This window comes from Stenotrophomonas sp. 86156_Sma (assembly GCF_056481625.1).
The window spans coordinates 2,927,000-2,937,987 of the sequence record NZ_CM151157.1 but is presented as its reverse complement, the minus strand read 5'-3'; the positions used below and the strand labels follow the sequence as shown (position 1 = coordinate 2,937,987).

Here is a 10,988-nt window from a genome sequence, read left to right as displayed (position 1 = left end):
TTCCGGTCAGTGGGAGCGCAGGGCGTCTTGCAGCCCTTCGATCGGGTGGAAGCGCAGCTGCAGCTCGGCAAGCAGCAGGGTGCGCATGTCATGGCGGAAGGCCGCGCGCCAGCCGGACTGGCCGTGCACGCGTTCAAAACGGGCGCCGAGCACCGCCGGCGCAGTGGCCAGCAGGCTGTGCTCGCGCGGGGTGAGGGTCTGTTCCATCACCGCATCGACCTCGGCCAGCCGTGCCAGCTCGGGTGAGACCTGCACCAGCTGGTCGCGCAGGCGGCCGCGCAGGCGTCCGGTGGCGGTCTGGATGGCCTGCTGCAGTACCCGGTAGCGCTGGCGCAGCGAGGCGAAGTTGGGTGCGGCGGCGGCTTCGGCCAGGTCCAGCAGGCGCTCGGCCTCGGCATCCTCACTGATCGAGGCCAGCAGGCTGGCATGGGCCTGGGCGCAGTCGTCCAGCACATCCCCGGCCGCTTCGGTGGCCTCACCCGGCTCGGGCAGGCGTCCGCCGAGCGCCCCGGACAGGGCCACGGCACGGCTCCAGTCCACCCATTGGCCGAGGCGATCGGTCAGGGCGGGACTGCTGGCCGGCATCGCGCCGTCGCTGAGACGGGCGAGCAGGCGGAGGAATTCCGGTCCACCCAGGACCGGCTGCGCTGCGTTCGCCATCAAGGGGTGAGGGGCCAAAAACCGTTGATTTTACAACCAGATGACCCGGCCTGGATGAAGGCGGGGCCGGGGGAGGGGACCCGCAGGCGCGACAAGGCTTAGAATGACCGGCTGCACCCATCCCGTTCGACCCTTGGAGTACCCAATGACTGTTGCGCAGTTCTACCCGATCGGCACCCCCGGACAGCCCTGGGGCGACGCGGAACGCGCACAGTGGCGGGCCCGCCAGCAGCGCCAGCGCAGCTACCACGACGACGTGGTGGCCGCCCTTGAACGCCTGGACGACAGCTTCGATGTGATCCAGTACGGTCAGCTGGACTATGCACCTGACCATTACCCGCTGTTCGCCGTGGTCAACCACGACTGGAACCCGGCGCTGCCGACCGCGCTGATCACCGGCGGCGTGCATGGCTACGAGACCAGCGGCGTGCATGGCGCCCTGCAGTTCCTGGAACAGCAGGCCGAGCGTTACCTGGGCCGGCTGAACCTGATCGTGGCGCCGTGCGTCAGCCCGTGGGGCTACGAGCGCATCCAGCGCTGGAACCCGGATGCCATCGACCCGAACCGCAGCTTCCGTGACGGCGGCCAGATCGAAGAGGCCGCCGCGCTGATGCGCTGGGTGGCTGAGCGCAAGCCGAACCTGCTGGTGCACCTGGACCTGCACGAGACCACCGACAGCGACCTGCACGAGTTCGATCCGGCGCGCTGCGCCCGCGACGGCAAGCCGTTCGAGCGCGACACCATTCCGGATGGCTTCTACGTGATCGGCAACAGCGAAGATCCGCAGGCCGAGTTCCAGAAGGCCCTGATCGCCGCAGTGGCGCCCATCACCCACATCGCCCCGGCAGACGCCGAAGGCAACCTGGTCGGCCTGCCGCTGCAGTCGCCGGGCGTGGTCTGGGGTGAGTCGCGTTCGATCGGCGCCTGCGCCGGCTTCACCGACGCGCGCTTTGCCACCACCACTGAGGTCTACCCGGACAGCCCGCGTACCAACCCGCAGGAATGCAATGATGCGCAAGTGGCGGCGGTGTGCGCAGGCCTGGATTTCGCCCTGACGAAGTAAGGCACGTGGGTGTGCAAGCGGACCCGGCAGGTTCCTGCACGATGCGCCGGGTCATAGGATCGATTGTCGGGTTACGATCGGGCGATGACCACGATCAAGATTCTGCTCCGGCCATCACTCGTGTCGGTCCTGGTAGCGACGACCGCACTCGGTGGATGCAAGCTGTCGGCGCTCGATCTGACGCCGCCGCGGGTGATCCAGCTGTCCTGCAGCAGCACAAGCGCCACGCACCAGGCGCCGATGGTGTTGATCCTGGACTCCGGCCGGGCATCGGTGGTCTGGGTCAACCGTCCGAGCGCGCGCGCGGGCAAGCTGGAGGTGGAGGCGAACCTGTATCGGCTGGATTTTCCTTCGATCGCTGGCGCGGGCAGGCTGCAGGCGGTGATCAACCGCTACGACGGTAGAATGGCGTTGAGCGGGCCCGGCACAGATGTGGCCGGCGCTGCCCAGCCGCAGATGTCCTGTGAGGTACAGCCTGTGCAGCCCAAGGTATGAACATGCCCGATACATCGTCTGATCTGATTGCCGTGCTTACCGGCGACCTGGTCAAGTCCACGGAGATGGACGCGGCCACCATTGATGACGTCCGTGAAGTGATTTCCGTTGCCGTGGCCCAGGCCATGGAGTGGCCTTTGCCGGGCATTGTCGGCCCCGAGTTCTACCGGGGCGACGCCTGGCAGCTGGCGGTCACCCAGCCGCACGGTTTCCTGAGGTTGGCGACCTGGATCAAGGCCAAGCTTGCCGCATCGGAGTCGCGGGCGCGCACGCGGATCGCGATTGGACTGGGTACGGTAGAGGCATTGGACCGGAAGGCGGTGTCGCGTTCGCTGGGTGAGGCATTCGTGCTGTCCGGTCGGTTGCTTGAATCCATGGGGCGCACGCAGGACATGGACGTAGCCCTGCCAGTACAACGGGAGGATCTGTACTGGTTACCGGCAGTGGTGTCTGCCTGCGATGTTATTGTCGCGCGCTGGACACGCAGTCAGGCTGAGGTGGCGTCGTTGTTTCTGATCCCCGATGCCCCCTCGCAGTTGGAAGCTGCCAATGCGTTGAACCGGCACCGACAATCGGTGAACCGGGTCTATCACGATGCTGGCGTCTTTGCCTTGCTGGCGCTGATCACCGCGGCTGAACGTGCACTGATGCAGCCGTACGGGAGCGTTCACGGTTCTGGAAAAGCAACTAAATAGCGTTGCTTTGGCTTAAGCAACTAAATTTCGTTGCTTTTCGCGGCGACTTGGCTATCGCGACGCGAGCCACAGGAAGGACTCACAGGCAGAAAGGACATGCTTGAAACGCTGCTCGTACTGTTGACCGCTCACCTTGTCGCCGATTTCGTGCTGCAGACCACGAAGATGATCGCGCGCAAGCAGGAACTGCATGGCCTGCTGCTGCACGTAGCAGTGGTGCTGCTCGTCATCGCCGCGCTGACCGGTTCAATCAACCCATGGGTCTATCTCATCATCGGTTTCAGCCATGCGGTGATGGACTGGATCAAGGTGCATTGGCTCCCCGATGGCGTGCACGCATTCGTCATTGACCAGTTGGTGCATATCGCCTTCATCGTGTTGATCGCGTTGATGTTCCCTCACGTTGCCCGCGATGGCTGGTACGGGATGATCCCGACCCAGGTCCAACTGTTGATGTATCAGGGCATGTCGATCGCGAGCGGCTTGATCCTGGTGGTCAACGTCGGCGGCGTCCTGGTGGAGAAGCTGCTTGCGCCGTTCACGGCAGGACTCAATATGGGAAGCGCCGAATCGGCGCCTACGACCGCAGCCGTGCAGGGCGACGATCACAAGGGCATGCAGACCGCAGGGCGCTATATCGGGCGGCTGGAAAGAGGCTTGATCTTCATGTTCCTGCTGCTGGGCCAGCCGGAGGGCGTGGGGTTGATGCTGGCCGCCAAATCGGTGCTGCGCTTCGCCGACCGGCAGGCGCGGGCACACACCGAATATGTGATCATCGGTACCATGCTCAGCTTCGGTTGGGCCATCGCCGCAACCATGTTGACCAAGCTCGCCATCTCGCATTGGCGCTAGCGGCTGCGGCGTTGTGGCGCCGGGCCATGCCCGGCGGGTCGGGCGCGAGCTAACCCAGCAGGATCACGCCCCACACCGTGCCGACCATCAGCAGTGCGGTGGTCTGGGCGGCGCTGCCCATGTCCTTGGCGTTCTTGGACAGTGGGTGGTGGTCAAGCGAGATGCGGTCGACCACCGCTTCGATGGCCGAGTTCAGCAGCTCCACCAGCAGGCTGATGAAGCAGACCGCCAGCACCACGGCGCGTTCGACCTGGCTGATGTCCAGCAGGAACGCGGTGGCGATCAGCAGCGCATGCAGCAGCAACAGCTGCCGGAAGGCGGCTTCGCCACGGAAGGTGGCGATGAAGCCGTCGCGCGAATGGATCAGCGTGTAGAAGATGCGGCGAAGGCCGGTCTTGCCATGCGGGTATTTACCGCTGTCCTTGAGGGAGGGTGGCTGCATGCCGGTCCTGCCATGAAGTGATCTCACGACAGGATGTGCAGGCGGGCGTCGGGAAAGCGTCGGACGCCCGTTGGATTTTCCTTCAGCCGGCCTGGCGCTGCGCCTGGATGGTCTGGTCGAGGGCATCCAGATCGTCCGTCGGCGAGGCCAGCCATGCCGGGTACGCCTCGGTCTCGACGAAGGCGGAGGATCGCAGCACATCATCGAACGCCGGATTGTCCTTCTCCGCATGGCGCAGCAGGCCGGACATCAGCCCACAGATGCGGACGGCCGCCTGGAAGGCGCCCTGCACCGAACCGGCCGGCTCGGTGACCGTGTTGAGGAAGGCCGCATAGGCCGGGCCATCGAACACGAAATCCTCGCGGTTCTTGAACGCTTCGCCGCTGAGGTTGGCTTCGCCGGAGACGTGCCGGGAGAATCCCCAGGACCAGATGTCGAGGAAGCGCAGGTCATCCAGCATCCGGCGCGCATCGTCATTCAGTGGAACGGCGCCGGACAGGGCGTGTTCCAGCGTGACTGCCGCGAAGGGCTCGGTGCCCTCGTGGGCCAGGAAATCGCTCAGGCAGCGCAGCGCACAGGGATGATGCGGGTCCAGTTGCAACGCCCGGTAGATCACGCGGGCGCCTTCCACATGGCGGCCCTGGGCGATGAAGATGTTGAGCGCGTGGTGGGCGAGCTGGTCGGCGTTGAGGTCGGCAATCCGGGTCATCGGGTCTGGCTGGCATGGACGAACGGTGGGCGCCAGTCTGACAGATCACTCATTCGGCCGGGCTGCGTGAATCGCGCATCGAGTAGATCACCGAGAAGATCTTCCAGCCCCGCTCGGTGCGGACCAGTTGCCACATCTCCTTGCCCCAGTTGGTTTTCACTCCATCGTCGTGGAAGCTGTAGTCAAGCGACACCGAGGCCACATCGCCATCCGTTTCGATCTTCGTGTTGGAGAATTTCTCCTCCTTCGGTTTCGGCGACGCAACGACGCCGTCGATCAGCGCGATGAAGTTGTTGGCGGGAATCTGCCGTGCCTTGATCGCATCGGGCTTGGCCTTGCGGATGTCCTGCAGGCGCACATCCTCGGAGACAAACTGCCAGCCGATGTCTTCCGCCTTGTCCGAGAAGAACAGGTCCATGTAGGTCGGCTTGTCCTTGTTGATCAACGAGGTGCGGAACGATTCGACCACCTGTTCGATGGCTTTTTCATCAGCTGGACTGTGGGCTGGGCTGTTGTTGCCGGCATGGCCTGGCGACGCTGACAGCAGAAGCGCGAGGAGGGCGAGTGGTGCTCTTGATGTCTGCATCTGCAGCTTCCGGGGACAAGGGGATGCTGCCGGGACGTTTCGTCACATCAGTGCCCCGGCGCATCCCCTCATTCAACGATGCAGCGCGTCGATGATCAACCCGGTAGCAATCTCCACCAGCAGGTACTCGCTATCGGACTGCCGGACCCAACGCTGGTCGCGGCCCGGCTCGCGCAGGTGGTAGCGCGCATAGTCATCCACCCAGTAACGGCGGTCCACTTCCGCCCATGGCAGGCGCTCGCCGCGGCGCCAGGCCTTCTTCTGCCAGCCTGGCGGCGGCGCATCACGATTGTGCGGGCCACCGGCGTGCGGCGGTGGCCCGTTGCCGCGCGCGTGGTGCGGCGGATCGGCGAAGGCCGGTGCCGCGGCCAGCGCGGCAGCCGTGGTCAAAGCAATGGCGAACAAGCGTGCGGTGTTCATCGCAACCTCCGGGCCTTGCCGCTGCATGCGGCGTCGTGCCGTGGAGTATGGATCAAGGAATGTGAACGGACTTTTGAGCTGTCACCGTAGCAGCAGGGCGCATTCCACGGCGTTGCAGCTGGCGGCTCGGGCACGACGCCGCCGCCTCCGGCATGGCCGCCTCAAGCGCGCTCGCGCGCCTCATACCAGTTGCGTGACCGGTTCACGATCTTCACCACCGAAAGCATCACGGGGACTTCAATCAGCACCCCCACCACCGTAGCCAGCGCCGCACCGGAGTGGACGCCGAACAGGCCCACGGCCGTCGCAACCGCCAGTTCGAAGAAGTTGCTGGCGCCGATCAGTGCCGACGGCCCGGCCACGCAATGGGCCACACCCAGGCGCCGGTTGAGCAGGTACGCCAGGCCGGAGGTGAAATAGACCTGGATCAGGATCGGGACCGCGATCACCGCAATCACCAGCGGCTGCTGCACGATCTGCTGGCCCTGGAACCCGAACAGCAGCACCAGCGTCAGCAGCAGCGCCAACAGTGACAGTGGCCCCAGCCGGCGAAGCGCCGTCTGCAGCCCGGATTCGCCATGGCGTGACAGGATCCAGCGCCGCAGCACCGCAGCCACCAGCACCGGCGCCACGATGTACAGGACGACCGACAGCAGCAACGTATCCCACGGCACGGTGATGGCCGACAGCCCCAGCAGCAGCGCCACCACGGGTGCATAGGCCACCACCATGATCGCGTCGTTCAGTGCCACCTGGCTCAGCGTGAAGTTGGCATCGCCGCGGCACAGGTTGCTCCACACGAACACCATGGCCGTGCACGGCGCGGCGGCCAGCAGGATCAGGCCGGCGATGTAGCTGTCGATCTGGCCGGCGGGCAGCCAGTCCGCAAAGACGTGGCGCAGGAAGAGCCAGCCCAGCAGCGCCATCGAGAATGGCTTCACCGCCCAGTTGATGAACAGCGTCACCCCGATGCCTTTCCAGTGCTGGCCCAGCTGGCGCATCGCACCGAAATCCACCCGCAGCAGCATCGGGATGATCATCAGCCAGATCAGCACCGCCACCGGCAGGTTGACCTTGGCCACTTCAGCCGCCGCCAGGGAGGAGAAAGCACCGGGCAGGAAGTGCCCGAGCAGCGTGCCGACGATGATGCACAGCGCGACCCAGAGCGTCAGGTGGCGCTCGAACAGGCCCATGGGTGCCGCTGTGCTCATGGCGTGCGCGCTGCCGGCAGCAGGTGGCCGATCTGGTCCAGCGCCTGCTGCAGCATTCCGCGGTCTTGCCACACGTGCCCGGGCAGCGCCAGCAGGGCCTGCACGCGCGCCTTCACGATGGCATGCGCATGGGCGAAGGCGGCAGCCTTGTCGGCATCGCTGCCCTCTGCCTCGGCCGGGTCCGGCAGGCCCCAATGGCTGCGGATGAAGTCACCGAACACCACGGGGCAGGCTTCCGCTGCCGCCGCATCGCAGACGGTGATCACAAGATCCATGGGGGCGGAATCAGCGAACTCATCCCAGGATTTGCTGCGCAGTCCCGCGACCGGGATGCCTTCTGCGCGCAGCTGTGCAAGCGCGAACGGATTGACCTGGCCGGTCGGGTGGCTGCCGGCACTGTAGGCCTTGAAGCGGTCGCCGCCCCATGCGCGCAGGGTGGCTTCGGCCAGCACGCTGCGGGCGCTGTTGCCGGTGCAGAGAAACAGGATGGAGCGGGACATGAAGGCGTTTCCGTATCAGCAGCTGCAGGGATTGCCCGACGGCGTGCACTGTTCGCTGGGCGAACCGGCGCAGCAGTTGTGCGTGAGGTACTCGATCAGGCCGGTCATTGCGCTGAAGTTCGCGCGGTAGCAGACGTGGCGGCCCTGGCTCTCGCTCTCGACCAGGCCGGCCTGTACCAGTTCCTTCAGGTGGAAGCTGAGGGTGGCGGGAGGAACCTGGAGGGCTGTGGCGATGTCGCCGGCCATGCGACCGGCCGGGCCGGCTTCGACCAGCAGGCGGAAGGCTGCCAGGCGGGTGGCGTGGCCGAGTGCGGTGAGCGCAGCGATTGCATTTGATGTTTCCATATTTCTAGAATAGTCGAATGAACAAGTCGATCACAAGTCCTTCGCTGCCCCATCTGAGGGAGGCTTCGCTTCCCCAGCCAGATCACCAGCGGTTGGCGGCCGAACGCCAGGGACCGCCACGCATCCTGCTGCTGTATGGCTCACTGCGTCCGCAATCGTTCAGCCGCAAGCTGGCACTGGAGGCCGAACGCCTGCTGCAGCATCTGGGCTGCGAAACGCGCGTGTTCGATCCACATGCCTTGCCGCTGCTGGACAGCGTGGACAAGGGGCATCCGGAAGTGCAGCGACTGCGCGAGTGGTCGCACTGGTCGGAAGGGCAGGTGTGGGTCAGCCCGGAGCGGCACGGCACGGTGACCGGCGTGTTCAAGAACCAGATCGACTGGCTGCCACTGGAAGACGGCAGCGTGCGGCCGACCCAGGGCAGGACGCTGGCGGTGATGCAGGTCTGCGGCGGTTCGCAGTCGTTCAACACGGTCAATACGCTGCGGGTGCTGGGCCGCTGGATGCGCATGTTGACCATTCCCAACCAGTCGTCGGTGGCCAAGGCCTGGCAGGAGTTCGACGAAGACGGGCGGATGAAGCCCTCGCCCTACTACGATCGCGTGGTGGATGTGGTCGAAGAACTGGTGAAGTTCACGCTGCTCACCCGCGGCCGTGCCGACTACCTCGTGGACCGTTACAGCGAGCGGAAGGGCGATGCGCTGGCGGTCGAGCTGGCGCGGGCGGCGGGAGCGACCGGCGTCTGAGGGAGATGCCGAATCGCGCACGATTCCAGTTCAGGTAGCCGGCGCAGGCTGCAGGGCTTCCAGCACCCGGCAATCGGCCACGCGCCCGCTGGGGCAGTTGCCGATCATCCGCTGCAGTTCGCCCTGCAGCGTCTGCAGGTCGGCAATCCTGCGCGCGATGTCGGCAATGTGCGCCTTCACCACGTCATCCACCGAACTGCATTGGTGCTCGCGTTGTTCGCCGAAGGCGATCAGCTCGCGGATCTGCTCGATGGCGAACCCCAGCTCGCGCGCACGGCGCACGAATGCCAGCCGCCGTTGGTCCTGTGCGTCGTAGCAGCGGTAGTTCCCCTGCGAACGCAGCGGCGGCTGCAGCAGGCCGATCTTTTCGTAATAGCGGATGGTCTCTGCCTTGGTGCCGGTCTGGCGGGCCAACTGGCCGATGGTGAGTGGGGCTGTCATGGGCTTGACCTTGTAGGCGCTACAAGGTTGATAAAGGCAGCTCCCTTTCATTTCAAGCCCGGGCGCGCCCGGCGGAGCGCCCCCATGGACCAGTGCTGCGGCCACAAACGCCAGGAGCTGGCATCGATAGCGCTGCACAGCGCCCAGCGGCGGGTGCTGGTGGCGGTGCTGGCAATCAACCTGGCGATGTTCTTCATCGAGTTCGGCGCGGGCCTTGCCGCGCGATCCAGCGCCCTGCAGGCCGACGCGGTCGACATGCTGGGGGATGCCATCGTCTATGGCCTGAGCCTGTGGGCGGTAAACCGGGGCCCGCGCTGGGAGGCGGGCGCGGCGCTGGCCAAGGGTCTGCTGATCCTGGCCTTCTTCGTGTTCATCGTGTTCGAAGTGGCCGGCAAGCTGGTCAATGGGGTGCCACCGTCCAGCACGCTGATGCTGGTGTTCGGTGGCATTGCCCTGGTGGCGAACCTCACCTGCCTGGCGCTGCTATGGCGATTCCGCAGGTTGAACATCAACATGAAGAGCACGTTCGAGTGCTCGCGCAATGACGTGGCCGCGAACCTGGGCGTGCTGGTGGCCGCGGGTGGCGTGGCCATGACCGGGCGCGGCTGGCCGGATATTGTCGTTGGCGCAGTGATCGCCCTGTTGTTCCTGAGGTCGGCAGTGGGCGTGATCGCTGAAGCGTGGCCGGCATGGCGGGCAGCACGCCGACAGTGACTCAGTTGCGGTGGTGCCTGCTTGGGCAGACTGCCACCTGTTGGCTGCGCTGATCGATCAGCACCACTGCTTCCTGCAGCGCATGGGCACCCACCACCGCTTCGGGATAGTGGTCGGACACCCGTACGTGCAGCCCCTGCAGCGCCAGGCCGCCGATCAACACGGGAACATCCAGCTGTGCATGTCCGCCATCGACCTCGCCGTGACTGAGGGTCAGTCGATCCCCGGTGGTCACTGCGGCACCGGCTGCCCGCCGAAAGAGTGCCGTGGGCAGCACCATCGCGACGTTGGCGCCGGTGTCCAGCTGCGCCTCTGTGGTCACTGTTCCAATCGTCACCGGGATGCGGAAGGCGCGTGAGTAGGCGAGCGTGTCCGGTTGCGCGGGCAGGAGGTTGATGTCGCGGCGGAACTGCAGGCGCCGTTGCGGGTAGTCGATGATCAGCACACCATCAGCGAAGAATCCGCGCGCAAGGATGCCGTCGAAAGCTGCGTCTTTTGATTGCCGTGCATTGTAGTCGCGGGTGAGCGCGATCACGTCGCTGCGGCGCAGCCCGTCGAGCGCCAGGGTGTTGATGCGCACCGTATCGGCCTCGGCTGTCTGTACGCCGTCGGAGTGGCGGGTGCTGGCGTCCGCTGGCAGCGCCAGTTGACGCACCAGGCGGGCGTCCGCGCGGGCCATGCCGCTGGCGCCGGTATCGATGGCGAAGCGGTACGGGCCGCTGCCGTTGACCTGCACCTGCACATGGATGCGCCCGTCGACGATGTCGAAGGGAACGTCGATGATGCGCTCGCCCGGGCGGGCGGCGAGGGAACAGGCGCTCTCCAGCACGGGTGAGGCGAGGATGGGCGCAGCTAACGGCCACAGAGTGAAGATGGCAATGCTGCGCCAACGGCGAGTGCCGAGTGCGCTATGGCGATGCGGGGGAACGCGCCTCATGATCCTGTTCCATGGGTGTCCAGGATCTTCTGATGCGTGAGGGATGCAGGCGGTTGCAGGTTTTTCCTGCTCCGCAGGCTGCTCCGAAAGCTGTCGCGGCAATCGGCTGGATCTGGAATCCGCGCGGGTGGAAATGTGACCGATGTCGCGGGCCTTGACTTGAATATGTCAC

The 10,988-nt window shown here is 65.6% G+C and carries 16 protein-coding genes; 6 read left to right on the top strand and 10 right to left on the bottom strand.

Going from position 1 to position 10,988, the window contains the following annotated elements:
- Nucleotides 1-6: 6 nt before the first annotated feature.
- Nucleotides 7-660: a DUF3348 family protein gene (locus tag ACZK33_RS13640; RefSeq protein WP_423174209.1), complete on the bottom strand. Its 654-nt coding sequence runs from the start codon at nucleotides 658-660 to the stop codon at nucleotides 7-9.
- 145 nt (nucleotides 661-805) lie between these two features.
- On the opposite strand from ACZK33_RS13640, the gene ACZK33_RS13635 reads away from it, so the two are divergent.
- From ACZK33_RS13635 to ACZK33_RS13620, 4 genes are all read left to right on the top strand, one after another.
- Nucleotides 806-1,723, top strand: coding sequence for a M14 family metallopeptidase (locus ACZK33_RS13635; RefSeq protein WP_032129976.1), 918 nt, complete (start codon nucleotides 806-808; stop codon nucleotides 1,721-1,723).
- Between the two features lie 84 nt (nucleotides 1,724-1,807).
- Entirely contained in the window at nucleotides 1,808-2,218 is a 411-nt protein-coding gene (locus tag ACZK33_RS13630) for a hypothetical protein (RefSeq protein WP_336685600.1), read from the top strand.
- Nucleotides 2,215-2,913, top strand: coding sequence for a hypothetical protein (locus ACZK33_RS13625; protein ID WP_152907374.1), 699 nt, complete (start codon nucleotides 2,215-2,217; stop codon nucleotides 2,911-2,913). Before ACZK33_RS13630 ends, ACZK33_RS13625 begins: the two co-directional genes overlap by 4 nt.
- A 96-nt stretch (nucleotides 2,914-3,009) precedes the next feature.
- A complete protein-coding gene (locus tag ACZK33_RS13620; protein ID WP_336685601.1) occupies nucleotides 3,010-3,765 on the top strand; it encodes a DUF3307 domain-containing protein in 756 nt (251 codons plus the stop codon).
- A gap of 49 nt (nucleotides 3,766-3,814) precedes the next feature.
- Here ACZK33_RS13620 and ACZK33_RS13615 read toward each other — a convergent pair whose 3' ends face one another.
- From ACZK33_RS13615 to ACZK33_RS13585, 7 genes are all read right to left on the bottom strand, one after another.
- Nucleotides 3,815-4,207: a diacylglycerol kinase gene (locus ACZK33_RS13615; protein ID WP_121503474.1), complete on the bottom strand. Its 393-nt coding sequence runs from the start codon at nucleotides 4,205-4,207 to the stop codon at nucleotides 3,815-3,817.
- A gap of 82 nt (nucleotides 4,208-4,289) precedes the next feature.
- Nucleotides 4,290-4,916 (bottom strand): hypothetical protein, encoded by a 627-nt coding sequence (locus ACZK33_RS13610; RefSeq protein WP_423174210.1) that lies wholly within the window; start codon nucleotides 4,914-4,916, stop codon nucleotides 4,290-4,292.
- A gap of 49 nt (nucleotides 4,917-4,965) precedes the next feature.
- Nucleotides 4,966-5,502: a Cif family virulence factor gene (locus tag ACZK33_RS13605; RefSeq protein ID WP_423174211.1), complete on the bottom strand. Its 537-nt coding sequence runs from the start codon at nucleotides 5,500-5,502 to the stop codon at nucleotides 4,966-4,968.
- Nucleotides 5,503-5,574: 72 nt separating this feature from the next.
- Nucleotides 5,575-5,922, bottom strand: coding sequence for an RcnB family protein (locus ACZK33_RS13600; RefSeq protein WP_049423027.1), 348 nt, complete (start codon nucleotides 5,920-5,922; stop codon nucleotides 5,575-5,577).
- Nucleotides 5,923-6,083: 161 nt separating this feature from the next.
- The gene (arsB, locus tag ACZK33_RS13595) at nucleotides 6,084-7,115 is read right to left on the bottom strand and encodes an ACR3 family arsenite efflux transporter (RefSeq protein WP_423174270.1); all 1,032 of its coding nucleotides are present in this window, start codon (nucleotides 7,113-7,115) and stop codon (nucleotides 6,084-6,086) included.
- 14 nt (nucleotides 7,116-7,129) lie between these two features.
- Nucleotides 7,130-7,633 (bottom strand): arsenate reductase ArsC, encoded by a 504-nt coding sequence (locus tag ACZK33_RS13590; protein WP_369353121.1) that lies wholly within the window; start codon nucleotides 7,631-7,633, stop codon nucleotides 7,130-7,132.
- Between the two features lie 15 nt (nucleotides 7,634-7,648).
- Entirely contained in the window at nucleotides 7,649-7,978 is a 330-nt protein-coding gene (locus ACZK33_RS13585) for an ArsR/SmtB family transcription factor (RefSeq protein WP_049423024.1), read from the bottom strand.
- 17 nt (nucleotides 7,979-7,995) lie between these two features.
- Between ACZK33_RS13585 and arsH the strand changes: the two genes are divergently transcribed.
- Nucleotides 7,996-8,724, top strand: coding sequence for an arsenical resistance protein ArsH (arsH, locus tag ACZK33_RS13580; protein ID WP_423174212.1), 729 nt, complete (start codon nucleotides 7,996-7,998; stop codon nucleotides 8,722-8,724).
- A 30-nt stretch (nucleotides 8,725-8,754) separates the two neighbouring features.
- Here arsH and ACZK33_RS13575 read toward each other — a convergent pair whose 3' ends face one another.
- Nucleotides 8,755-9,165, bottom strand: coding sequence for a MerR family transcriptional regulator (locus ACZK33_RS13575; RefSeq protein ID WP_423174213.1), 411 nt, complete (start codon nucleotides 9,163-9,165; stop codon nucleotides 8,755-8,757).
- An 84-nt stretch (nucleotides 9,166-9,249) separates the two neighbouring features.
- Here ACZK33_RS13575 and ACZK33_RS13570 point away from each other — a divergent pair, with 84 nt between their 5' ends.
- Nucleotides 9,250-9,879: a cation efflux transmembrane domain-containing protein gene (locus tag ACZK33_RS13570; RefSeq protein WP_423174214.1), complete on the top strand. Its 630-nt coding sequence runs from the start codon at nucleotides 9,250-9,252 to the stop codon at nucleotides 9,877-9,879.
- A gap of 1 nt (nucleotide 9,880) precedes the next feature.
- Here ACZK33_RS13570 and ACZK33_RS13565 read toward each other — a convergent pair whose 3' ends face one another.
- Complete coding sequence (locus ACZK33_RS13565; RefSeq protein WP_423174215.1) at nucleotides 9,881-10,816, bottom strand: aspartyl protease family protein; 936 nt, start codon at nucleotides 10,814-10,816, stop codon at nucleotides 9,881-9,883.
- Between the last annotated feature and the right edge of the window lie 172 nt (nucleotides 10,817-10,988).

Bases quoted from the DNA above. Each gene is read 5' to 3' on its own strand.
- ACZK33_RS13640 (WP_423174209.1), bottom strand. From the start codon at position 660: ATGGCGAACGCAGCGCAGCCGGTCCTGGGTGGACCGGAATTCCTCCGC.
- ACZK33_RS13635 (WP_032129976.1), top strand. From the start codon at position 806: ATGACTGTTGCGCAGTTCTACCCGATCGGCACCCCCGGACAGCCCTGG.
- ACZK33_RS13630 (WP_336685600.1), top strand. From the start codon at position 1,808: ATGACCACGATCAAGATTCTGCTCCGGCCATCACTCGTGTCGGTCCTG.
- ACZK33_RS13625 (WP_152907374.1), top strand. From the start codon at position 2,215: ATGAACATGCCCGATACATCGTCTGATCTGATTGCCGTGCTTACCGGC.
- ACZK33_RS13620 (WP_336685601.1), top strand. From the start codon at position 3,010: ATGCTTGAAACGCTGCTCGTACTGTTGACCGCTCACCTTGTCGCCGAT.
- ACZK33_RS13615 (WP_121503474.1), bottom strand. From the start codon at position 4,207: ATGCAGCCACCCTCCCTCAAGGACAGCGGTAAATACCCGCATGGCAAG.
- ACZK33_RS13610 (WP_423174210.1), bottom strand. From the start codon at position 4,916: ATGACCCGGATTGCCGACCTCAACGCCGACCAGCTCGCCCACCACGCG.
- ACZK33_RS13605 (WP_423174211.1), bottom strand. From the start codon at position 5,502: ATGCAGACATCAAGAGCACCACTCGCCCTCCTCGCGCTTCTGCTGTCA.
- ACZK33_RS13600 (WP_049423027.1), bottom strand. From the start codon at position 5,922: ATGAACACCGCACGCTTGTTCGCCATTGCTTTGACCACGGCTGCCGCG.
- arsB (WP_423174270.1), bottom strand. From the start codon at position 7,115: ATGGGCCTGTTCGAGCGCCACCTGACGCTCTGGGTCGCGCTGTGCATC.
- ACZK33_RS13590 (WP_369353121.1), bottom strand. From the start codon at position 7,633: ATGTCCCGCTCCATCCTGTTTCTCTGCACCGGCAACAGCGCCCGCAGC.
- ACZK33_RS13585 (WP_049423024.1), bottom strand. From the start codon at position 7,978: ATGGAAACATCAAATGCAATCGCTGCGCTCACCGCACTCGGCCACGCC.
- arsH (WP_423174212.1), top strand. From the start codon at position 7,996: ATGAACAAGTCGATCACAAGTCCTTCGCTGCCCCATCTGAGGGAGGCT.
- ACZK33_RS13575 (WP_423174213.1), bottom strand. From the start codon at position 9,165: ATGACAGCCCCACTCACCATCGGCCAGTTGGCCCGCCAGACCGGCACC.
- ACZK33_RS13570 (WP_423174214.1), top strand. From the start codon at position 9,250: ATGGACCAGTGCTGCGGCCACAAACGCCAGGAGCTGGCATCGATAGCG.
- ACZK33_RS13565 (WP_423174215.1), bottom strand. From the start codon at position 10,816: ATGAGGCGCGTTCCCCCGCATCGCCATAGCGCACTCGGCACTCGCCGT.